At 70.3% G+C, this 21,696-nt stretch carries 21 protein-coding genes; 16 read left to right on the top strand and 5 right to left on the bottom strand.

The window, feature by feature from the left end; translation table 11 throughout:
• Positions 1 to 3 precede the first annotated feature (3 nt).
• The 3 genes from ESP57_RS09745 to ESP57_RS09735 are packed head-to-tail and all read left to right on the top strand — an operon-like array spanning position 4 to position 2,859.
• Positions 4 to 900, top strand: a complete 897-nt coding sequence (locus tag ESP57_RS09745) for an ABC transporter permease (protein ID WP_207904522.1) — start codon at positions 4 to 6, stop codon at positions 898 to 900.
• Entirely contained in the window at positions 893 to 1,735 is an 843-nt protein-coding gene (locus tag ESP57_RS09740) for an ABC transporter permease (RefSeq protein ID WP_199470630.1), read from the top strand. The genes ESP57_RS09745 and ESP57_RS09740 overlap by 8 nt, the downstream gene beginning before the upstream one ends.
• On the top strand, positions 1,732 to 2,859 hold the full coding sequence (locus ESP57_RS09735; RefSeq protein ID WP_129231378.1) for an ABC transporter ATP-binding protein: 1,128 nt from the start codon (positions 1,732 to 1,734) through the stop codon (positions 2,857 to 2,859). Before ESP57_RS09740 ends, ESP57_RS09735 begins: the two co-directional genes overlap by 4 nt.
• Here ESP57_RS09735 and ESP57_RS09730 read toward each other — a convergent pair.
• Positions 2,838 to 3,449: a TetR/AcrR family transcriptional regulator gene (locus tag ESP57_RS09730; RefSeq protein WP_129231377.1), complete on the bottom strand. Its 612-nt coding sequence runs from the start codon at positions 3,447 to 3,449 to the stop codon at positions 2,838 to 2,840. The genes ESP57_RS09735 and ESP57_RS09730 overlap by 22 nt on opposite strands.
• Before the next feature lie 133 nt (positions 3,450 to 3,582).
• Here ESP57_RS09730 and ESP57_RS09725 point away from each other — a divergent pair, with 133 nt between their 5' ends.
• From ESP57_RS09725 to ESP57_RS09715, 3 genes are all read left to right on the top strand, one after another.
• Positions 3,583 to 4,884, top strand: a complete 1,302-nt coding sequence (locus tag ESP57_RS09725; RefSeq protein WP_129231376.1) for a nucleotide disphospho-sugar-binding domain-containing protein — start codon at positions 3,583 to 3,585, stop codon at positions 4,882 to 4,884.
• Positions 4,881 to 6,299, top strand: coding sequence for an NAD(P)/FAD-dependent oxidoreductase (locus ESP57_RS09720; protein WP_243648474.1), 1,419 nt, complete (start codon positions 4,881 to 4,883; stop codon positions 6,297 to 6,299). The genes ESP57_RS09725 and ESP57_RS09720 overlap by 4 nt, the downstream gene beginning before the upstream one ends.
• A gap of 72 nt (positions 6,300 to 6,371) precedes the next feature.
• Positions 6,372 to 7,826, top strand: coding sequence for an aminobutyraldehyde dehydrogenase (locus ESP57_RS09715; RefSeq protein WP_129231375.1), 1,455 nt, complete (start codon positions 6,372 to 6,374; stop codon positions 7,824 to 7,826).
• 106 nt (positions 7,827 to 7,932) lie between these two features.
• On the opposite strand, the gene ESP57_RS09710 is transcribed toward ESP57_RS09715, so the two are convergent.
• The gene (locus ESP57_RS09710; RefSeq protein ID WP_129231374.1) at positions 7,933 to 9,192 is read right to left on the bottom strand and encodes an FAD-dependent monooxygenase; all 1,260 of its coding nucleotides are present in this window, start codon (positions 9,190 to 9,192) and stop codon (positions 7,933 to 7,935) included.
• 105 nt (positions 9,193 to 9,297) lie between these two features.
• Here ESP57_RS09710 and ESP57_RS09705 point away from each other — a divergent pair, with 105 nt between their 5' ends.
• Positions 9,298 to 9,903: a TetR/AcrR family transcriptional regulator gene (locus ESP57_RS09705; protein WP_129231373.1), complete on the top strand. Its 606-nt coding sequence runs from the start codon at positions 9,298 to 9,300 to the stop codon at positions 9,901 to 9,903.
• Here the strand turns inward: ESP57_RS09705 and ESP57_RS09700 are convergent.
• Positions 9,887 to 10,486, bottom strand: a complete 600-nt coding sequence (locus ESP57_RS09700) for a TetR/AcrR family transcriptional regulator (protein ID WP_129231372.1) — start codon at positions 10,484 to 10,486, stop codon at positions 9,887 to 9,889. The two genes, ESP57_RS09705 and ESP57_RS09700, sit on opposite strands and share 17 nt — an antisense overlap.
• A 139-nt stretch (positions 10,487 to 10,625) precedes the next feature.
• Between ESP57_RS09700 and ESP57_RS09695 the strand changes: the two genes are divergently transcribed.
• Both ESP57_RS09695 and ESP57_RS09690 read left to right on the top strand, forming a co-directional pair.
• Positions 10,626 to 12,206 carry an APC family permease gene (locus tag ESP57_RS09695; protein ID WP_129231371.1) on the top strand — a complete coding sequence of 527 codons (1,581 nt, stop codon included), beginning with the start codon at positions 10,626 to 10,628 and terminating at the stop codon, positions 12,204 to 12,206.
• A 1-nt stretch (position 12,207) separates the two neighbouring features.
• The gene (locus ESP57_RS09690) at positions 12,208 to 13,083 is read left to right on the top strand and encodes a carbon-nitrogen hydrolase family protein (protein ID WP_129231370.1); all 876 of its coding nucleotides are present in this window, start codon (positions 12,208 to 12,210) and stop codon (positions 13,081 to 13,083) included.
• 9 nt (positions 13,084 to 13,092) lie between these two features.
• Here the strand turns inward: ESP57_RS09690 and trhO are convergent, their stop codons facing one another.
• Entirely contained in the window at positions 13,093 to 14,001 is a 909-nt protein-coding gene (gene trhO, locus ESP57_RS09685; RefSeq protein ID WP_129231369.1) for an oxygen-dependent tRNA uridine(34) hydroxylase TrhO, read from the bottom strand.
• Between the two features lie 301 nt (positions 14,002 to 14,302).
• Positions 14,303 to 14,749: an ArsR/SmtB family transcription factor gene (locus tag ESP57_RS09680; protein ID WP_129231368.1), complete on the bottom strand. Its 447-nt coding sequence runs from the start codon at positions 14,747 to 14,749 to the stop codon at positions 14,303 to 14,305.
• 72 nt (positions 14,750 to 14,821) lie between these two features.
• On the opposite strand from ESP57_RS09680, the gene ESP57_RS09675 reads away from it, so the two are divergent.
• From ESP57_RS09675 to ESP57_RS09645, 7 genes are all read left to right on the top strand, one after another.
• Positions 14,822 to 15,949 carry an enoyl-CoA hydratase/isomerase family protein gene (locus tag ESP57_RS09675; RefSeq protein WP_129231367.1) on the top strand — a complete coding sequence of 376 codons (1,128 nt, stop codon included), beginning with the start codon at positions 14,822 to 14,824 and terminating at the stop codon, positions 15,947 to 15,949.
• A gap of 83 nt (positions 15,950 to 16,032) precedes the next feature.
• Positions 16,033 to 16,698, top strand: coding sequence for a GntR family transcriptional regulator (locus tag ESP57_RS09670; protein WP_129231366.1), 666 nt, complete (start codon positions 16,033 to 16,035; stop codon positions 16,696 to 16,698).
• Between the two features lie 31 nt (positions 16,699 to 16,729).
• Positions 16,730 to 18,268, top strand: coding sequence for an MmgE/PrpD family protein (locus ESP57_RS09665; RefSeq protein WP_129231365.1), 1,539 nt, complete (start codon positions 16,730 to 16,732; stop codon positions 18,266 to 18,268).
• Positions 18,268 to 19,179 (top strand): methylisocitrate lyase, encoded by a 912-nt coding sequence (gene prpB / locus ESP57_RS09660; RefSeq protein WP_129231364.1) that lies wholly within the window; start codon positions 18,268 to 18,270, stop codon positions 19,177 to 19,179. The genes ESP57_RS09665 and prpB overlap by 1 nt, the downstream gene beginning before the upstream one ends.
• 47 nt (positions 19,180 to 19,226) lie before the next feature.
• Entirely contained in the window at positions 19,227 to 20,378 is a 1,152-nt protein-coding gene (locus ESP57_RS09655) for a bifunctional 2-methylcitrate synthase/citrate synthase (protein ID WP_243648473.1), read from the top strand.
• Between the two features lie 5 nt (positions 20,379 to 20,383).
• Positions 20,384 to 21,028 carry a dihydrofolate reductase family protein gene (locus ESP57_RS09650; RefSeq protein WP_056006518.1) on the top strand — a complete coding sequence of 215 codons (645 nt, stop codon included), beginning with the start codon at positions 20,384 to 20,386 and terminating at the stop codon, positions 21,026 to 21,028.
• A 104-nt stretch (positions 21,029 to 21,132) separates the two neighbouring features.
• Entirely contained in the window at positions 21,133 to 21,696 is a 564-nt protein-coding gene (locus ESP57_RS09645) for an acyl-CoA thioesterase (RefSeq protein WP_129231363.1), read from the top strand.

Raw genomic sequence — 21,696 nt, 5'->3', positions numbered from 1 at the left:
ACCGTGACCACGACGAACCACCCGGCCGCCCCCGCCGCACGCACCGTGCGGCGGGGGCTCGCGCCCGTTCCCTTCCTCGCGCCCGGCATGATCTACCTGATCCTGTTCATGGCGCTGCCCGTGGGCCTCCTCGCCTTCTACACCTTCTTCAAGCGCGGGCGATTCGGCGGCATCGTGTTCGAGTTCACCCTCGACAACTGGGTGAAGCTCCTCGAACCGCTCTACGTCGGGGTCATCCTGCAGTCGATCGTGCTGGCGGGCATCGTGACGCTCCTCGCCCTCCTCATCGGCTACCCGATGGCGTACGCGATCGCAGGGCTCTCGCCGAAGTGGCGCACGGTCGCGCTCATCGCCGTCGTGCTCCCGTTCTGGACGAACTTCCTGATCCGCACCTACGCCTGGATCCTGCTCCTGAACAACGCCGGGTGGGTCAACCAGTGGCTGCAGGGCCTCGGCATCACGGATGCCCCGATCAGCATGCTCTACACCCCGCAGGCGATCGTCGTGGGACTGCTCTACATGTACCTGCCGCTCATGGTGCTGCCGCTCTACGCCTCGCTGCAGCAGCTCGACCCCTCGCTCCGCGAGGCGGCGACGAACCTCGGCGCGACGCCCTGGCGCGCGTTCCGCACGATCACCCTGCCGCTCTCGATCCCGGGCGCGCTGACCGGCTGCATCTTCGTGTTCGTGCCCGCGATGTCGAACTTCGTGATCCCCGAGCTCATCGGCGGCGGCAAGACGATCATGGTCGGCAACCTCGTGCGCGACCAGTTCTTCGAGGCCCGCGACTGGCCGTTCGGCGCGACGCTCGCGCTCCTCCTCACGATCCTGCTCGTCATCGTCATCGTCGTGCAGACCGCGGTGTCGCGCCGCCTCACGGAAGGACCGCGCCGTGGTTGACACGACTGCGCCGACGACCACGGCGATGCGCGAGCTCGAGCCCGAGGCCCGGCCGAGGGCCGTGCGCAAGCCCCGCGGCATCCTCGTGCCCCTCTGGCTCGGCTACGTGTTCCTGTACCTGCCGATCCTCATCGTCGTGATCATGAGCTTCAACGCGTCCGAGAACCTCTTCGTCTGGAAGGGCTTCTCGCTGCGCTGGTACCCCGAGCTCTTCGCCGACGAGAAGATCATGCAGGGCCTCGGCAACACCCTCATCGTCGCGACCGGCGCCACCGCGATCGCGACGGTGCTCGGCACGCTGCTCGCCTACGGCATCCAGCACTACACGCGCGGCGGGCTCATCAGGGCGTTCGCCATCGCCCCGGCGATCCTGCCCGACCTGCTGCTCGGCATCGGGCTGCTCACGCTGTTCTCGCTCGCGAGCGTGACGCTCGGGCTGCACTCGGTGATCCTCGCGCACGGCGTCTTCGCGACGGCCTTCGTGACGGCGATCGTGCTCGCCCGCATGGCGAACCTCGACCCGAGCCTCGAGGAGGCCTCGCGCGACCTCGGCGCCGGGGCGGTGCGCACCTTCATGCGGGTGACGCTGCCGCAGCTCGCACCCGGCATCGTCGCGGGCGCGCTGCTCGCGTTCACGCTCTCGATCGACGAGTTCGTGATCGCGTTCTTCACGACCGCGCCGACGCAGCCCACCCTGCCGATCGTCATCTACTCGATGGTGCGGTTCGGCGTGACCCCCGAGGTCAACGCCCTCGCCTCCATCCTCCTCCTCGTGAGCGTCGTGACGGTGATCGCGGCGCAACGACTGACCCGACTGACAGGAACCACACGATGAGCTCCGCCCCCCTGCTCCGCGTCGACGGCGTTCGCGCCGTGTACGGCGACACCGTCGCCCTGCACGGCGTCTCGCTCGACATCGCCCACAACGAGTTCTTCGCCCTGCTCGGCCCGTCCGGCTGCGGCAAGACGACGCTGCTGCGCTCGATCGCCGGGTTCGAGACCCCGGCCGAGGGCCGTATCGAGGTCGAGGGCGAAGACCTGCTGCGCCTGCCCGCGCACAAGCGGCCGGTCAACATGATGTTCCAGAGCTACGCGCTGTTCCCGCACATGAGCGTGGAGAAGAACGTCGCCTACGGCCTCGAGGCCGATGGCATCGGCGCCGCCGAGGTGCGCTCGCGCGTCGCCGACGTGATGGACGTCGTCGGGCTCGGCCCGCTCGCCAAGCGCCGGCCCACGCAGCTGTCGGGCGGCCAGCGCCAGCGCGTCGCACTCGCCCGCGCGATCGTGAAGCGGCCGAAGCTGCTGCTGCTCGACGAGCCGCTCTCGGCGCTCGACCGCCAGGTGCGCGCGTCGATGCAGCTCGAGCTGAAGCGGCTGCAGCACGAGGTCGGCCTCACCTTCGTCGTCGTCACGCACGACCAGGAGGAGGCGATGTCGATGGCCGATCGCATCGCGGTGCTCCGCGACGGGCGCCTCGAGCAGCTCGCCTCGCCGCAGGAGCTCTACGCGCACCCGGCCTCGCGCTTCGTCGCCTCCTTCATCGGCACGGCGAACCTGCTCGACGGCACGGTGACCGCAGGCGCCGTCGAGGTGCCCGGGTTCGGCGCGGTCATCGCTTCGCACGCGCTCGCGGCGGGCTCGCCCGCGACGGCGGTCGTGCGGCCGGAAGACGTCGAGCTGACAGCGGATGCCGCGGCTGCCGCCCTCTCGGGCACCGTGGTCGACACGTACTTCCTCGGCGGCGCGACGACGATCTCGATCGAGATGCCCGGCCATGCCGATCCACTCCTCGCGACGGTGCACGGGGCGACCCGGCTCGAGCGGGGCGCACGTGTCGGGGTGCGCTTCGGCCGGGCGACGGCGGTCGCCCGCGAGGCCGGTGCGGGCGCCGAGGCATCCGCTCAGGTGCCGCCTGTCGCTCCCGAGGCGCCGGCGCCTCAGGAGGAGGTCAGCGCGTGACCCGTGGCGAGCCTGGCGTACGACACGATGAGCTCGAGGGCAGCGTGGTGGTCGATCGTCGGGTGCTGGGCGATGATGCGGTAGCCGTAGGCGTCTTCGAGCGCGACGAGGTTGCGGGCGATCACGAGCGAGGGCTGCGAGAGGGTGAAGTGGCCGCGGGCCGCGCCCTGCTCGAGCACGACCTGGTACATGCCGACCTGGCGGTCGTAGAGCGTCGTGAGGAGCGAGGCCATGAGCGGGTTGCGGCCGGCCGAGCCGCCGAGCTCGCAGAGCAGGCGCACCTCGGTGTCGCCGGCTCCGCTCGGCAGGCCGGACTTCGCGAGGGCGAGCAGTCGCTCGACCGGGTCGTCGTCGAGGGCCTCGAGCATGCGCACGCGCTCCTCGTAGAAGCGCTCCATGCCGGCGCGGTTCGCCTCGAACATGAGCTCGTCGATGTCGGGGTAGTAGTAGAGCACGGCGCCCGAGGTGAGGCCGGCCTCCTCGGCGACCCGGTTGAGGCGCGCCCCGTCGGGGCCGTGCGCTGCGATGGCGCGCTGCGCCGCAGCCACCAACTGGCTCCGTCGCTCCTCCTGGCGTTTCGGCCTGGCCATCGTGCTCCCTCCAGATCAGACAGATTGTCTGCATCGATGGTCAATATTAGGCCGAACTGACTTGAAAACACATGGGCACAGCCCGGAAGAATTCTCTCTATCCATATGCAAGGAATTGCCGAAGGAGTCACCGATGACGGAAGAGCGCCGCACGTTCCTGTTCATGCCCGAGAGCGCGTACGGCCCGACGAACAATTGCATCGGCATCGGCGACGAGCTGCTCCGCCGCGGACACCGGGTCGTGTTCGCCGCTGAGCGCTCGTGGGAGGGCAAGCTCGTCGCCCTCGGCTTCGAGGAGGACCTCGTCGACCTGGCACCCGCCCCCGAGGAGGAGGTGGAGCAGGACGCCGGGCAGTTCTGGAAGGACTACATCAAGGAGATCTCCCCCGAGTTCCGGAAGACGACCGCCGAGCAGCTCGAGACCGTGGTGCTGCCCATCTGGGAGGCGCTCGTCGACGGCGCGAAGTTCTGCGAACCGCAGCTGAAGGCGATCATCGACCGCGTGCAGCCCGACGTCATCATCGAGGACAACGTGCTGACCTTCCCGGCCCTCGAGACCGCCGGCCGCCCCTTCGTGCGCATCGTCTCGTGCAATCCGCTCGAGGTGCCGGGCGAGGGCATCGCGCCGGCCTTCTCTGGGCTCGCCGATGACGACCGCGCCGGCTGGTCCGAGTTCCGCGCCGAGTACGACCGCACGCACCGCGCGCTCTGGCAGTCCTTCGACGCCTGGGTGCAGGAGCAGGGCGCGGCGCCCCTGCCCGACCTCGAGTTCATCCACAACGGCGACGCCAACGTCTACGTCTTCCCCGAGGCGCTCGACTACGACGCCGAACGGCCGCTGCCCGAGAGCTGGCACCGCGTCGACTCCTCGGTGCGCGAGACCGAGACCGAGCTGCCCGAGCTGCCCGCCTCCTTCACCGACGGCTCGCGCCCACTCGTCTACTTCAGCCTCGGCTCGCTCGGTTCGGCCGACGTCGGGCTCATGCGCCGGGTCATCGCCGCGCTCGCCGACGCCCCCGTGAACGTCATCGTCTCGAAGGGGCCGCTCCACGACGAGTTCGAACTCGCCGACAACATGTGGGGCGCCGAGTTCCTGCCGCAGACGAAGCTGCTCCCGCTCGCCGACCTCGTCATCACCCACGGCGGCAACAACACGACGACCGAGGCGCTGCACTTCGGCAAGCCCATGATCGTGCTGCCGCTCTTCTGGGACCAGTACGACAACGCGCAGCGCGTGCACGAGCGCGGCTTCGGCCTGCGCCTCGACCCGTACCGCTTCACGCCCGAGGAACTCACGGGCGCCGTGCAGGCCCTGCTCGACGACACGGCGCTCCGCGAGCGCATCGCCGCCGTCGGCGCCGACATCCGCTCGCGCCGCGGTCTCGCGAACGCTGCCGACGTGATCGAGCGCGTCGCGGTGTCGGAGCACGTGTGAGCACGCAGCAACAGGCGACGGATGCCGCGGCATCCGCTCTCGCAGGCGCCGCGCCGAAGCCGTACTGGATGGACCGGGCCGACGCGCCCGGCCCTGGCGCGCCGCTCGCCGACCGCGCCGAGGCCGATCTCGTCGTCATCGGTGCCGGCTTCACCGGGTTGTGGACGGCGTGGCGGGCGCTCGAGCGCGACCCCGGAGCATCCGTCGTCGTGCTCGAGGCCGACCGCGTCGCCCACGGCGCGACCGGGCGCAACGGCGGCTTCGTCGCGAGTTCGCTGACCCACGGCCTCACGCACGGCACCGCGATCTGGCCCGACCAGGTCGGCGCGCTCGCCGAGGAGGGCGACCGCAATCTCGCAGACCTCGTCGCGACGATCGAGGCCGCGGGCATCGACTGCGACCTGCGCCGCTCGGGCAAGACGACCCTCGCCGTCGAGGAATGGCAGCTCGCCGGCCTCCGCGAGGCGCAGGAGCTCGGTGCCCGGCACGGCGTCGAGCTCGAGCTGCAGTCGCGCGACGAGGTGCAGGCCGACGTGCACTCGCCGAGCTACCTCGGCGGCCTCCGCGACCGCACGGGCACGGTGCTCATCGACCCGGCGCGACTCGCGTGGGGGATGGCCGCCGAGCTCCGGCGTCGCGGGGCGCGGATCTTCGAGGCATCCGCCGCCACCGGCATCGAGACCAACGGGCCGGGCGTGCGCGTGCGCACCGCGCTCGGCCACGTCGACGCCCGTCACGCGGTGATCGCGACGGCCGCCTACCCGGCGCCGCTCAAGCGCCTCGGCTCGTACATCATGCCGCTCTACGACCACGTGCTGATGACCGAGCCGCTGACCGCCGCCCAGCAGGCGTCGATCGGCTGGAGTGAGGGGCAGGGCCTCACCGACGCGGGCAACCAGTTCCACTACTACCGGCCCACCGCCGACGGGCGCATCCTCTTCGGCGGATGGGACGCCGTGTACTACCGCGGCGGCAAGGTCGACGCGAGCCTCGAGCAGCGCGACAGCTCGCACGAGCTGCTCGCCCGGCATTTCTTCGAGACGTTCCCGCAGCTCGGCGGCCTGCGGTTCACGCACCGCTGGGCCGGCCCGATCGACTCGACCACCCGGTTCACCGCGGCCTATGGCACCGCGCGCGGCGGCCGAGTCGCCTACGCGGTCGGGCACACCGGCCTCGGCGTGGGCGCGTCTCGGTTCTCAGCGGATGTCGCGCTCGACCTGCTCTCGGGCGAGGCGACGTCGCGGCTGCGCTACGACATCGTGCGGCGCCGCCCGTTCCCGATCCCGCCCGAGCCGTTCCGCAACCCCATCATCCAGTTCACCCGGCACTCGATCCTCGCCGCCGACGCGCACGAGGGACGGCGCAACCTCTGGCTCCGCACCCTCGACCGCTTCGGCCTCGGCTTCAACTCCTGAGCAGCACGCCATGAACGGCGACGTCCGAGCAGCACCGGCACGCGGCATCCGTCGCGGCCCGAAAGGAACACCATGACCACCGGCACCTTCATCGGCGAGTACCGCAGCGGATCGGGCGGCGACACCGTCATCACGAACCCCGCGACCGAGCAGGAGGTCGCGTCGTTCACCGCTTCGGGCGTCTCCGACGTCGACGAGGCCGCGGCCGCAGCTCGCGCGGCGCAGCCCGAGTGGGCCGCGAAGACGCCGGGGGAGCGCTCGCTCGCCCTGCTTCGCCTGGCCGACGCGCTCGAGGCCGATGCTGAGAACCTGGCGAAGCTCGAGGTCGAGGACTCGGGCAAGCCGTGGACGACCGCCTTCGACGGCGAGCTGCCATTCGGCATCGACAACCTGCGCTTCTTCGCGGGCGCCGCCCGCTCGCTCGACGGCACCGGCGCGGGCACCCTCTCGAACGGGTACACCTCGATCATGACGCGCCGCCCGGTCGGCGTCGTCGCCGGCATCACGCCGTGGAACTTCCCGCTCATCATGGCGATCTGGAAGGCGGGGCCCGCGCTCGCCGCGGGCAACGCCGTGATCGTGAAGCCCGCTCCGGCCACACCGCGCACGACCCTTCGCTTCGCCGAGCTCGCCCTGCAGGCGGGCCTTCCCGCCGGCCTCTTCAACGTCGTCACCGGCGACGCCGAGGTGGGCCAGGCGCTCGTCACGCATCGCGAGGTCGACATGGTGAGCGTGACCGGCTCGACCCAGACCGGCAAGGCCGTCATGCGCGGCGCCGTCGAGGGCGTCAAGCGCGTGCACCTCGAACTCGGCGGCAAGGCGCCGGTCATCGTGTTCAAGGACGCCGACCTCGGCGCCATGGCGCACGCCGTCGCCCTCGGCGCGACCTACAACACGGGGCAGGACTGCACCGCGGCGACCCGGGTCTACCTCGAGCGCTCGGTCTACGACGACGGCGTCGCCGCGCTGCGCTCCGCCATCTCGGGCATCGTGGCCGGCGACCCGATGGACGGCGACACGCACATCGGCCCGCTCATCTCGAAGAGCCACCTCGAGCGTGTGTCGGGCTTCGTCTCACGGGCCGTCGCCGAGGGCGCCGAGGCACTCGCCGGCGGTCACGCGATCGACCGCATCGGCTCGTACTTCGCGCCGACCCTGCTCGTCGGCGCCGCGCAGTCGTCGGAGATCGTGCAGGGCGAGGTCTTCGGCCCCGTGCTCGTCGTGCTCCCGTTCGACGGCGAGGCCGAGGGCATCGCCCTCGCGAACGACAGCGCCTACGGGCTCGCCTCGTCGGTGTGGACCTCGGATGTCTCGCGCGCCCTGCGCGTCAGCCAGTCGCTCGACGTCGGCGTGACGTGGGTCAACGACCACCTGCCGATCGCGTCGGAGGCGCCGCACGGCGGCGTGAAGGGATCGGGCTTCGGCAAGGACATGTCGATCGAGCCGATGCTCGACTACTCGGTCACGCGCCACCTCATGATCCGGCACGCGCCGCCGCCCGAGACGACGGGCTTCCGCCCGGCCTGACGGCGTCGCCCTACCTACCTGCCGGTCGAGTAGCGAAGCGTATCGAGACCACTCGACTGGCCTCGATACGCTCCTTCGTCGCTACTCGACCGGCGATCGTTCGTCGCTACTCGACCGGCGTAGCGCGCACCGGGGCGGGCGCCGTGACGGGGAGCGGCAGCTCCTCCTGGTTCGCGGCGAACATCTTCTTCACGATGGGGCGGGCGAGCCGTGAGAGCATCACCTTCGTCATCGCCCGCGACATCAGTGCCTCGAACCGGTTCGCCGGCACCATGCGCTGGATTCCGCCGCCCATGAGCTGCTTGCCGGCCTCGGCGAACGGCACGATGTCGGCCGAGTACCGCCGTGCCGAGGCCGCCGGGTCGCCGGGGGTCTCGGCGATGCGAGCGCCGAGCAGGTACGCACCGATGAGCGCGGTCGCCGTGCCCATGCCCGACATGGGCGAGCCGCACGCCCCTGCATCGCCGATGAGCACGACCCGGCCGTTCGCCGCTTGGGGAACGTCGATGCGCGCGAGCTCGTCGAAGTAGAAGTCGGATGCCTCGCGCATGGCGTCGATCACCGTGGGCGCGTGCCATCCGGCGTCTTCGAGAGACCTGCGGACGAGCGCCTCCTGTGCGGCCCGGTCGCCGCGCAGCGCGGGGTCGCGGTCGACGCGCAGCGTGATGATCGCCTTCGAGGTCGCGGGGTCGAAGTCGGGCCGGATGCCGAAGGTCGCCCCCGGCACGAACCGCATCGAGAACCAGCCCGGCTCGACGTCGGAGGGCGTCGGAAGCGTGAAGAACGCCATGTAGCCGCCGAGGTACGTCGAGAAGTCCTCTTCCGGTCCGAACGCGAGGCGGCGGGTCGCCGAGTGCACGCCGTCGGCGCCCACGACGAGGTCGAATCGCTCGCCGGCCGCGCGCTCGAAGGCGACGTCGACGCCGTCGGCATCCTGCGCGATGGCCGCGATGCGGTCACCGTAGCGAAGGTCGAGGAGGCCCGGCGCTTCCGCGCTCGCCGCCGCGAGCGCCTCGCGCAGCACCTCGTCGAGGTCGCCGCGGGCGATCTCGATCTCGGCGACCGCGCCCTTGCCGTCGAAGTCCTCCATGGACATGCGGCCGAACACCCGGCCGCTGCCGTCGACGTAGGAGAGACCGCGTTCGTGCAGCAGCCGGGCCTCGATGCCGGGCATGAGGCCCATGCGCTCGGCGACCACGCGGCTGGCTCCGCGCAGGTCGACGGCCTGGCCGCCGGCTCGGGGAGCGTCGGCACGCTCGACGACGGTGGTGCGGATGCCGCTGCGCACGAGCTGCAGCGCGAGCGCGTGCCCGGCGATGCCGCCGCCGGAGATCAGGATGTGCGGGGTGGTGTCGGTGGTGGTCATCGCCGTGCCTCTCTTCGATTCATACGTTTGTCTCATACGTATGTCTAACAACGATTGAGACAGATGTCTAGTACGAATGTCTGAATCGTTCGCTACGATCGACGCATGGGCAATCGTGAAGACCTGCTGGCCGGTGCGCGCCGGGTGATCGTCGAGCGCGGAGTCGCCAAGGCGACCGCTCGCGACATCGCGACGGCCGCCGGTGTGAGCCTCGCCGCGATCGGCTATCACTTCGGCTCCAAGGAGCAGTTGATCACCGAGGCGCTCATGGAGTCGCTCGGCGACGGCATCGGCGACAGCATGGAGGCCGTCGTCGGCGAGACCGCCGCCCTGCCGCTGCTCGACGGCTTCGCCGCGCTCTGGAACCGCATGCCCGAGGTGTTCGCCGCGAATCGCGAGCCGCTGCTCGCGAGCCTCGACAACACCGTGCGGGTGCTGCGCGACCCCGAGGCGAGCCGGCATCTCGCCGAGGCAGCGGGGGAGGGCTACCTGGGCATCGCCGAGCAGCTCCGCGCAGCGCGGCCCGAACTCTCCGACGAACAGGTCGACGCGGTCGCGAAGCTCGACTTCGCGCTCGTGCAGAGCCTCGGCATCCTGTGGCTGCTCGCCCCCGACAGCCTGCCGAGCGGCGACGAACTCGCCAGGGCCGTGGCCGTCATCGCCGGCGCCGAGCCGCCCGCGGCCGCCTCGCCCGTCAGCCCCGCAGGGTGACGTCGAGCATCGCCTCGGCGACCGAGCGGATGAGCGCCGTGACCTCGTCGCGGGTCTTCGTGCCCGCGAGGATGTCCATCACGAGCCCGTCTTCGAGGGCGACGAGAGCCCAGGCGACGTCGTCGATCGCGAGGCGCGGCCGGAACACTCCGTTCGCGACGCCGTCGTCGAGGATCTCGCGGTAGATCGCGACCTGTCGCCGGTCGAGGGCATGGTCGGCGTCGTTGAGCGAGTCGTCGCGCAGCCCGAGCGACCAGAACTCGTAGAGGATGCGGGACTCGTCGCCCGCGAGCCCGCCGGTCGAGCCGGCCTCGATCGCCGCGTCGAGTCGTGCGGCGGGGCCCGACGCCGCCTCGACCGCCTCGTGGATCGTGTCGATGAACCGGTCGCTCGCGGCGTAGACGAGTTCGCGCACGAGCTCGCCGAGCCCGTCGAAGTAGTAGAGCACCGCCGACGGCTCCATGCCGGCCGCCGTCGCGATGGCACGCAGCGTGGTGCCCTCGGCGCCCTCGCGCACGGCGACGCCCCTGGCGGCCTCGAGGATCGCGAGGCGGCGTTCGGCGCGGCGGTTGGGGCGGGGCATCCGTTCATTCTGCCGCAGCGCGACGCGTCGGGCGAGACATCCGCGCCCGAAATCTGAATGTCGTTCCGAAAACCTTGACAAAGGCTGCCCGCAGTTGTTTGAATGCCATTCAACTTACCTCTCGGTCGAAGGAGACTCGATGAGCCACACCCCTGTCGACGCGGTACCGCCCGTCGTCGCCGAAGCCCCCGACAAGGGCCTCAAACCCGACGCGATCGGCCTCGGCCGGATCGTCGCGCTCGGCCTTGCCGCGGTCGCCCCGGCGTACAGCCTCGCGGTCACCCTCGGCTACGTCGTCCGCGCCGTCGGCGTGCACACCCCGGCCGCGTTCCTGCTCGGCTTTGTGCCGATCCTGTTCACGGCGTTCGCCTTCCGCGACCTCAATCGAGCCATGCCCGACTGCGGCGGTGTCTTCGTATGGATCTCGCGGGCGCTCGGTCCGGTCGCCGGCTGGTTCTTCGGAGGCTGGGTGCCGCAGATCGCGACCTTCATCGCGACGGCCGCGCTCGCCCAGGTCGCGACGGTGTACCTGCTCGCGACCTTCGGGCTCGAGGCGGTCGCCGAGAACCCGGTCGCGACGGTCTCCCTCGCCGTCGCGCTCATCGGGATCAGCGCGCTGATCGCCGTGCGGGGAATCCAGCTCGCGGCGTGGGTGCAGTACGCGCTCATCGCCCTGCAGATCGTCGCGATCGGCGGCTTCTGCTTCGGCGCGTTCAGCGCGATGGCGGCCGGCACGGCGCCCTCGACCGGCGAGCCGGTGAGCCTCTCGTGGTTCAACCCGTTCGCCGTCGACGACCCGAGCGGCCTCGTGGCGGGCGTCATCCTCTGCCTGTTCATCTACTGGGGCTGGGACGCGCTCATCTCGGTCAACGAGGAGACGACCGAACGCTCGCGCACGCCCGGCCGCGCCGTCGTGATCTCGACCGTCATCCTGCTCGTGCTCTACTGCGCCGCCTCGGTCGCGGCGCTCGGCTTCGGCGGCGTCGAGCTCATCACCTCGGATGCCGCGATCGACGACGTGCTCTCGGTGCTCGGACCGCTCGCCACCGGCGACGTCTTCGGGCGCGTCATCACCCTCGCGATCGGCCTCTCGGCACTCGCTGCGCTCTTCACCGTCGCCGTCAGCACCCCTCGCGGCTGGCTCAGCATGGCGACGTACCGCGCGCTGCCCGCCGCCATCACGCGCGTGCACCCGGTGCGCCGCACGCCGAATGCCGCCACGTGGTGGTGGGCGGGCATCAGCGCCGCCACGATCGTGCTGCTCACGCTGCTCTCGACCGACTTCATCGGCCTCGCGATCCTCGCGATCGGCCTGCTCGTCGCCGCGTACTACGCCGCGACCGCGATCGCCGCGGTCGTGTACTTCGCACCCGAGTTCCGCCGCGATCCGCGCCAGCTCGTGGTCGCCGGCATCCTGCCGGCCCTCGGCGCGCTCCTCATGGTCGTCGCGTTCGTCGTGAGCGCGATCGACATGGCGAGCCCGGAGTACGTCGGCGAGGCGATCCTCGGCGTCGGCACCGTGTTCTGGATCGGTGTCGGCGCACTCGTGGTCGGCGTCGTCGTCACGCTGGCACTGCGGCCGGCCTTCCCCGAGTTCTTCGGGCGGCGGACGATTCCGGTCGGCACGGTTCGCGACCACGACTTCACCATCGCCGACCCCGCGGATGTCCCGCTGCCCGCCACGGCGACCGCCGAACCCCACCATCGAGAGGAGCGCTGACGTGCGCACCCTGTCCATCGCCGCCATCCAGACCGCCGCGGTCGCTCGCGACATCGACACCACCTGGGCGCAGTTCGAGGCGCAGGTGCGAAAGGTCGTCGCCCTCTGCCCCCACGTCGACCTCGTCGTGGTGCCCGAACTGCTGCTCGCGGCGCCGGCGCCGATGCTCGTCGACGACCCCGACTTCGACGAGCGCGCGGCGACGACGATCCCCGGCCCGCTGACCGACCGGCTCGGGGCGCTCGCCCGCGAGCTCGGCGTGTGGCTCGTGCCGGGCTCGCTCGTCGAGCGCGACGGCGACGTGCTCTACAACACCGCCGTCGCGATCACCCCGCAGGGCGAGATCGCCGCGCGTTACCGGAAGCTCTTCCCGTGGCGGCCCTACGAAGAACTTCAGCCGGGACGCGATTTCACGACGTTCGAGATCCCCGGCGTCGGGCGGGTCGGCCTCGCGATCTGCTACGACGGCAGCTTTCCCGAGGTCGCGCGCCAACTCGCGTGGCTCGGTGCCGAGGTCATCATCCAGCCGACGCTCACCACGACCCGCGACCGCGAGATGGAGGTCGTCATGGCACGCTCGAACGCGTTCGCGAATCAGGTGTTCGTCGTGAATCTGAACGGCGCGGCGCCGTCGGGCGTCGGCGAGAGCGTGATCGTCGACCCCGAAGGCACGATCATGCAGCACGCCTCGGGCGGCGAGGAGGTGCTGTTCGCCGTGCTCGACCTCGACCGGGTGACGCAGGTGCGCGAGTACGGCACCTTCGGCCTCAACCGGCCGTGGGCCCAGCTCGCCGACCAGTGCGCGCTCGTCGAGTACCCGATGTTCGGCGAAGCGAAGTTCGTGCCGCCGGCCTGGGCGACCGGGTCGGTCGGGTAGCGGTCGCCGCTATTCGACCGGCGTCGACGCCGCGGCGTGCAGCTCGCAGGTCGCGGTGTCGCACGACGCGCACAGCACGAACTCCGCGTCGCACGAGGCATCCGTGCAGTTGGCGGTGCGATTGGTCGCGGAGCCGCAGCGCGCGCAGGTTCCGATGACGGCCGCGTGGTCGCTGAAGTCGATCGAGCCGCGTTGGTCGAAGACGTAGAGCGAACCCCGCCAGAGGCCGTCGTCGCCGAATCGCTCGCCGTAGCGCACGATGCCGCCCTTGAGTTGGTAGACCTCGCCGAAGCCGCGGCTCGTCATGAGGCTCGAGAGCACCTCGCAGCGGATGCCGCCGGTGCAGTAGGTGACGACGGGCTTGCCCTTCAGCTCGTCGTACTTCCCGGAGTCGAGTTCTTCGACGAAGTCGCGCGTCGTCTCGACGTCGGGCACGACGGCGCCGGCGAAGCGGCCGATCGCGGCCTCGAGGGCGTTGCGCCCGTCGAAGAAGACGACGTCGTCGCCGCGCTCGGCCATGAGCTCGTGCAGCGCCTCGGGGGTCAGCTTCGTGCCGCCGCCGACGACGCCCTGCTCGTCGACGGAGAGCTCGCCGGGTGCGCCGAACGAGACGATCTCATCGCGCACCTTCACGCTCAGCTTCGGGAAGTCGGTGCTCGCGCCGTGCTCGTCGAGGCCGGTGCCCTCGCTCCACTTGAAGTCGATGTGCTTGAACGCGGGGTACTCGCGGGTCTTGCGCACATAGCGCTTCAGCGCCTTCATCTCGCCGCCGAGCGTGCCGTTCAGCCCGTGCTCGGAGATCAGGATGCGCCCGCGGAGCCCCAGCGACGCGGCGAGGTCGCGCTGCCACAGGCGCACGGCGACGGGGTCGGCGAGCGGGGTGAAGACGTAGTAGAGGAGGATCTTGGCGAGGGCCACCCCGAGATCATACGGGCGGATGCCGCGTGGCCGCCGGGAGCGGTGAGGTTGCAGTACGGCCGGTCGGCCTGAGTGCGGTCGGCGGCTCCTTCCGGCGTTCTTCGGATCTCCCCCTTCGGTACGCGCTCGGGCGACCCCGCAGCCCAACCTTTTCCATTTCGGATATGCCAGTTCCCCCTCATCGATGAGGGGGAACTGGCATACCGATCCGGTCAAGAGTCGGTCGACGCCAGGGTCGGCGCGACGAGTCGGCAGGCAGCAAGTGAGCCCGTCGAGCCTTTGGAGCCCGAGGGACCCCCAGTCAGTCAGTCGAGAGGTGGTCCGACTCGGGCGGCTCGCTCCGCCGGCCATCGCGGCGGCCGCGTTGCCCCCGGCGACCCGCGCGGTGCATGTGCGGTTGACGCGTCGGCGACGCAGGGTGCGCAGGGAACTGCGGCGCGCGACGAACGCCCGTGCCGTAGCGCTGCTCCCACAGGGTGAAAAGCTCTCCGACGGCACCATCGAGGCGTTCGAGGTACTCGCCGTTCACGACGTAGAGTCGCGACTGCGGCAAGCCCTGGTCGGGCGCGACGCTCACGACGCCCTCGTCTCGCAAGATGCGCAAGTGGTGCGAGACGGCGGATCGGGAGATCGAGAACTCCATCGCGATCACGTCGTTCAGGATCCCGACCGGGTGCTCGCCGACCGCGAGCACCTCGATGATCCTGCGCCGAACAGGCTCAGCGACGATCTCGAACGGATGCATCATCGCGGCAGCGTACCGAGCGGGCGCCCGTGTGCGGCCCGCCTGTCCACAGGAGATGCGGCTACGGTGGCACTCGTGAGCGACCACATCTCTGCGAGCGTCGCCGACGGTGTCGGCCACGTCACGCTCGACCGTCCGCAGGCGCTGAATGCCCTCAGCTACGAGATGATCCGCGAGCTCGCCGCGATCTTCGAGCTCTGGCGCACCGACTCCGAAGTCGGCGTCGTCGTGCTCGACGGCGCGGGGGAGCGCGGCTTCTGCGCCGGCGGGGACATCCGCGAGCTCTACACGTACGCCTCGAACGACGACCACGCCGAAGCCCGGGCGTTCTTCCGCGCGGAGTACCGGCTCGACGCGATGATCGCGCGCTACCCGAAGCCCGTCGTCGCGCTGATGGACGGCATCACGATGGGCGGCGGCATCGGCCTCGCCGGCCACGCCTCGATCCGCATCGTGACCGAGCGCTCGCGCGTCGCGATGCCCGAGACCCGCATCGGCTTCACTCCGGATGTCGGTGGCAGCTGGTTGCTCGCGAAAGCTCCGGGTGAGCTCGGCGTGCACCTCGCGCTGAACTCGCGCACGATGGATGCCGCCGACGCGATGCACGCCGGCTTCGCCGACTCGTTCGTGCCCTCCGAGCGGCTGCCGCACGTCATCCAGGCGCTCGCCGAGCGAGCCGACCCCGGCAGCCCGGCCGAGATCGTCATGCTCTTCGACGAGACGCCCGGCCCGTCCGCGCTCGCGCTCGCCCGCGACTGGGTCGACGCCTGCTATTCGGCGCCCACGGTCGCTGAGATCATCGAGCGACTGCGCGCCTTCGCCGAGGGACGGGCGACGGCGACCACCGGGGGCGCCTCGTCGAGCTCCTTCCCGCAGCATCCGCTCGACCCCGGCGCGACCGCCTACGCGGCCGCCGCCGCCGACGAGCTCGAGACCCTCTCGCCGACCGCGCTCACCGTGACGCTCGAGTCGGTGCGCCGCGCCCGCACGCTGCGCAGCCTCGAAGACGCCCTCGAGCAGGAGTTCCGGCTCGTCTCGTGGTTCATCGAACAGCACGACCTGCGCGAGGGCATCCGCGCCCAGGTCATCGACAAGGACCGCACCCCCCGCTGGAACCCGTCGACGCTCGCCGAGGTCGAGCCCGGTCTCGCGACGAGGGTGCTCGACGATGCGCGCTTCGAACCGGTCTGGCCGCCCGCCTAGCGTTTGTATACATCAAGCGCAAGCTGGATGACCATTTGCGCGATCCTCTGCCGCAGCGTATACATAAGTGGGGGAGGGTGAGCATGAGAGCCAGCGAGCGCGCATATCGGGAGCTCCGCGAGGAGATCCTCGACGGCGTGCTCGCACCGGGCACCGCGCTCGCCGAGGTCGAGCAGGCGACCCGGCTCGGCGTCTCTCGCACGCCGGTGCGCGAAGCCCTCGCCCGACTCGAGGCCGATGGTCTCGCCACCGCGGCCTCCGCACGAGTGCTGCAGGTGAGCGAGCTCTCGCCCGCGAGCATCACCGCGCTGTACGAGCTGCGCGAGGCGCTCGAGGAGCAGGCCGCGCGGCTCGCCGCGACCCGGCGCGACCCTGCGCGATTCACCGAGCTCCACGAACGGCTCGCGGCAGCACCGCGGCTGCTCGACAGCGGCGACGACGGCCTGCGCACCTACTACGACACCGTCGACGCGCTCGACGCGGCGATCGACGCCGCCACAGCCAACCCCATGCTCGTCGCGGCGCTCCGCAGTGCTCGCCTGCACTCGGTCCGGGTGCGGCGACTGGCCCGACACAATCCCGATCGGCTCCGCGCCGCGGCATCCGAGCACCTCTTGATCGTCGAGGCGATCATCGCCGGCGACGCCTCGCTCGCCGCCCATGCCAGCCATGTGCACCTGCACATGAGCCTTCGTCACGCACTCGCATCCATCGAGTCTCGTCAGTCCGATGGGCACCGCGTAGCCTGACCGTTGGAACAGTTCTGAAAGGGCCGTCAACATGCACCTCCACCACCTTCGCACGCACCGCAGCGACGAGAACCTCGCACGTGAGGGCCAGCTCGCCTGGAAGCTCGCGAGCGTCGCGACCGACCCGGTCGAGCTCGACGACGACGTCGTCGACATGGTGGTGAACCGCGTCATCGACAACGCGGCCGTCGCGGCCGCCTCGATCGCCCGCGGCCCCGTCGTCTCGGCCCGCAGCCAGGCGCTCGCCCACCCCGTCTCGATCGGCGGCGACGGCGCCACCGTCTTCGGTGCGGATGCCGCGCGCCGCACGTCGCCCGAGTGGGCGGCGTGGGCCAACGGAGTGGCTGTGCGCGAACTCGACTTCCACGACACCTTCCTCGCCGCGGAGTACTCGCACCCCGGCGACAACATCCCGCCGATCGTCGCCGTCGCCCAGCACCTCGCGGCGAACCGCGGCCTCACGGGGCGCGACATCGTGCGCGGCATCGCGACGGGCTACGAGATCCAGATCGACCTCGTGAAGGCGATCTCGCTGCACAAGCACAAGATCGACCATGTGGCCCACCTCGGTCCGTCGGCCGCAGCCGGCATCGGCACCCTGCTCGGCCTCGACCAGGAGACGATCTTCCAGGCGATCGGCCAGGCACTGCACACGACCACCGCCACGCGGCAGTCGCGCAAGGGCGAGATCTCGACGTGGAAGGCGCACGCCCCCGCGTTCGCCGGCAAGATGGCCGTCGAAGCGGTCGACCGCGCGATGCGCGGCCAGACGAGTCCCGTGCCGATCTACGAGGGCGAAGACGGCGTCGTCGCCTGGCTCCTCGACGGGCCGGATGCCTCGTACGAGGTGCCGCTGCCCGAGGTGGGAGAGGCCAAGCGCGCCATCCTCGACTCGTACACGAAGGAGCACTCGGCCGAGTACCAGGCGCAGGCGTGGATCGACCTCGCCCGCAAGCTCCACGACGAGTACCCCCTGATCCTCGACGACCCGTCGCGCATCGAGTCGATCGTCCTGCACACCTCGCACCACACGCACTACGTCATCGGCTCGGGCGCGAACGACCCCCAGAAGTACGACCCCGATGCCTCGCGCGAGACGCTCGACCACTCGATCCCGTACATCTTCACCGTCGCCCTGCAGGACGGCACGTGGAACCACGCCGAGTCGTACTCGCCCGAGCGCGCCCACCGCGCCGACACCATCGAGCTGTGGAACAAGGTCACCACGGTCGAAGACGAGGAGTGGACGCGCCGCTACCACTCGAACGACATCGCCGAGAAGGCGTTCGGCGGTCGAGTCGTCATCAAGCTCGCCGACGGCGGCGAGATCGTCGACGAGATCGCCGTGGCCGACGCGCACCCGCTCGGCGCCCGGCCGTTCGCGCGCGAGCAGTACGTGCAGAAGTTCCGCACGCTCGCCGAGTGGGCGCTGACGCCCGAAGAGATCGAGCGCTTCCTCGACGTCGCGCAGCGACTGCCCGAGCTCGGCCCCGATGAGCTCGGCGGCCTCACGTTCAACGTCGCCCCCGGCGCGCTCGTCGGCGTCGAGGTGCCCGAGGGACTGTTCTGATGCTGTACGCGACGACCACCCCGTCCGAGAAGCGCCGGCTCTTCCGCGAGCGACTCGCGACCGGTGAGATCATGCGGTTCCCCGGGGCGTTCAACCCGCTCTCGGCGAGGCTCATCGAGCAGAAGGGCTTCGAGGGCGTCTACATCTCGGGCGCCGTGCTCTCGGCCGACCTCGGCCTGCCCGACATCGGCCTCACGACCCTCACCGAGGTCGCGGGCCGCGGCAAGCAGATCACCCGGATGACCGAGCTGCCGGCGATCATCGACGCCGACACCGGCTTCGGCGAGCCGATGAACGTCGCCCGCACCGTGCAGGAGATGGAGGACGCCGGCCTCGCGGGCCTCCATATCGAGGACCAGGTGAATCCCAAGCGCTGCGGCCACCTCGACGGCAAGCAGGTCGTCGACGAGGCGACGGCGCTGCAGCGCATCCGCGCCGCCGTCGATGCCCGCCGAGACCCGAACTTCCTCGTCATGGCGCGAACCGACATCGCCGCGGTCGACGGGCTCGCCGCCGCGGTCGATCGCGCGAAGGCGCTCGTCGATGCCGGCGCCGATGCCATCTTCCCCGAGGCGATGCGGTCGCTCGCCGAGTTCGAGGCGGTCCGCGCCGCGGTCGATGTGCCGCTGCTCGCCAACATGACCGAGTTCGGCAAGAGCGAGCTCTTCACGGTGCGCCAGCTCGCCGACGTCGGCATGAACATCGTCATCTGGCCGGTGTCGCTGCTGCGCCTCGCGATGGGTTCCGCCGTGCGCGGCCTCGACGAGATCGAGGCGACGGGCTCGCTCGTCGGCAAGCTCGACGAGATGCAGCACCGCGCCGATCTCTACGAACTCATCGACTATGAGGGCTACAACCGCTTCGATACGAGTATCTTCAACTTCACGGTCAGCAAGACGCCGGTCGAGTAGGCGCGCCAGCGCCGTATCGAGACCACGCCAACGCAAGGGAGCACACATTGGCTGAGCACGAGATCGCAGTACCGCCCGAGATCTACAAGGGCCTGGCCGGCGTCCCGGTCGACTACACCGCGATCTCGAAGGTGAACCCCGAGTCGAACTCCCTGCTCTACCGCGGCTACCCGGTGCAGGAACTCGCGGCGTCGTCGACGTTCGAGGAGGTCGCCTACCTGCTGTGGAACGGCGAGCTGCCGGATGACGCGCAGCTGGCCGAGTTCGAGGAGCGCGAGCGCTCGCTCCGCGGCCTCGACCACGAGGTGAAGCGCATCATCGACGAGCTGCCGCTCACCGCCCACCCCATGGACGTCGTGCGCACCGCGGTCTCGGTGATCGGCGCGAGCGACCCCGCGACCCCCGACGACAGCGTCGAGGCCAACCTCGACAAGTCGATCCGCCTGCTCGCGAAGCTGCCGTCGATCGTCTCGTACGACCAGCGGCGCCGGCACGAACTCGAGTTCGTCGAGCCGCGCGGCGACCTCGGCTTCTCGGCGAACTTCCTCTGGCAGACGTTCGGCGAGCTTCCCGAGCTGCCCGTCGTGAGCGCCTTCGACGTGTCGATGATCCTCTACGCCGAGCACTCGTTCAACGCCTCGACGTTCACCGCCCGCGTCATCACCTCGACGCTCGCCGACCTCTACTCCGCGGTCACCGGTGCGATCGGCGCACTCAAGGGCGCGCTGCACGGCGGCGCCAACGAGGCCGTCATGCACACCTTCGAGGAGATCGGGGCAGGCCCCGGCGGCGCCGAGCGCGCGGTCGCCTGGCTCGACACCGCACTCGCCGAGAAGCGCAAGATCATGGGCTTCGGCCACCGGGTCTACAAGAACGGCGACTCCCGCGTGCCGACGATGCGCGATGCCATGGAGCGCATGGTCGAGTACTACGAGCGGCCCGACCTGCTCGAGCTGTACGTCGCCCTCGAGCAGGCGATGGGCGAGCGCAAGGGCATCAAGCCGAACCTCGACTACCCGGCCGGCCCGGCCTACCACCTCATGGGCTTCGACACCCTGACCTTCACGCCGCTGTTCGTCGCGAGCCGCATCACGGGCTGGACGGCCCACATCATGGAGCAGGCGGCGTCCAACGCCCTCATCCGCCCGCTGTCGGTCTACAACGGCGTCGACGAGCGACACGTGCCCGTCAAGGGCTGATCCCCGTGTCCCACGTCTTCCTCGAGATGACGATGACCGTCGACGGATTCACCGCGGCGGTGGGCGTGAGTCTCGAGCATCCGTTCGGGCTCGAGGGGGAGCGGGTGCACTCGTGGATGCGCGACTCGGTGTTCGCCGGTTCGCCCGGCGATGACGACCGCGACGGCCTGATCGACGACTCGGCTGAAGAGGTCGATCGCGACGCCGTCGCGCACCTCTACGAGTCGACCGGCGCCTTCGTGCTCGGCCGACGCACGCTCGACGTCCGGGAGGCCGTCTGGGGCGACGAGCCCGTGTTCCAGGGACGCCCGTGCTTCGTCGTCACCAGTCGACCCCACGAGCCGTACTCTCGAGGCGGTTCGCGCTACGAGTTCGTCACCGGTGGAGTGGGCGAAGCGATCGCCCGTGCCGGCGCGGCTGCGAGCGCGGCATCCGTCTGCGTCATCGGCGGTGCGGATGTCGCGAGGCAGGCCCTCGCCCTCGGACTCGTCGACGAGGCGCGTCTCCACATCGTTCCGGTGCTGCTCGGCGGCGGCGACCGGCTCTTCCCCGACGCGGCTCCGCATCGGGTGGAGCTCGAGCCGATCTCCGCAGTTCAGGGAGCACGGGCGACGCACCTGCGCTACCGCGTGCCGACCGTCGCCGAGTAGTCGTCGCGGGCTCGCACAACGAGAGCCGCGGCATCCGGTCGCGCGACTGTGGCTTCCGCCAATGTCGGATGATCCACCATGAATTCGTCATACAGTCGTGGATCATGCACATGTTCTTCCGCACCCTGCTCCACGTGCTGTTCCTGTCTCGGCGCAAGCCCGACCTCGGGCACTGGGATGTCGCCCGCACGAACTTCATCACCCTGCCGACCGACCTCGACATCAACCGGCACATGAACAACGGCGTCTACTTCTCGATCATGGATGTCGCGCGCTTCGACATGCTCGTGCGCAACGGCGTCTGGGCCATGATGCGCGAGAAGAACTGGTACCCCGTCGTCGCGAGCGAGACGGTCACGTTCCGCAAGTCCCTGCAGTTGTGGCAGCGCTTCACGATCGAGTCGCGGCTCGTCGGCCACGACGACAAGGCCGTCTACATGGAGCAGCGCTATGTGCGGCCCGGCGCCGACGGCGAGCCCGAGATCTACGCGCAGGGGTTCATCCGCGCGCGGTTCCTCAAGAAGGGCGGCGGCACGGTGCCGATGTCCGACATCGTCGAGGCGCTCGGTGTCTCGGACGCCGACGACATCCCCGATTGGATGGAGCGATGGGGCACGGATGTCGCGCTGCCCGCCACTCGCGCGGCGGCGCCGTCGATCTGGAACTGA

It is taken from the genome of Agromyces fucosus, from assembly GCF_004134865.1.
In the GTDB taxonomy this organism is placed as follows: Bacteria; Actinomycetota; Actinomycetes; order Actinomycetales; family Microbacteriaceae; genus Agromyces; species Agromyces fucosus.
The sequence above is the reverse complement of the archived record's forward strand: the minus strand, read 5'-3'. Positions and strand labels throughout refer to the sequence as shown.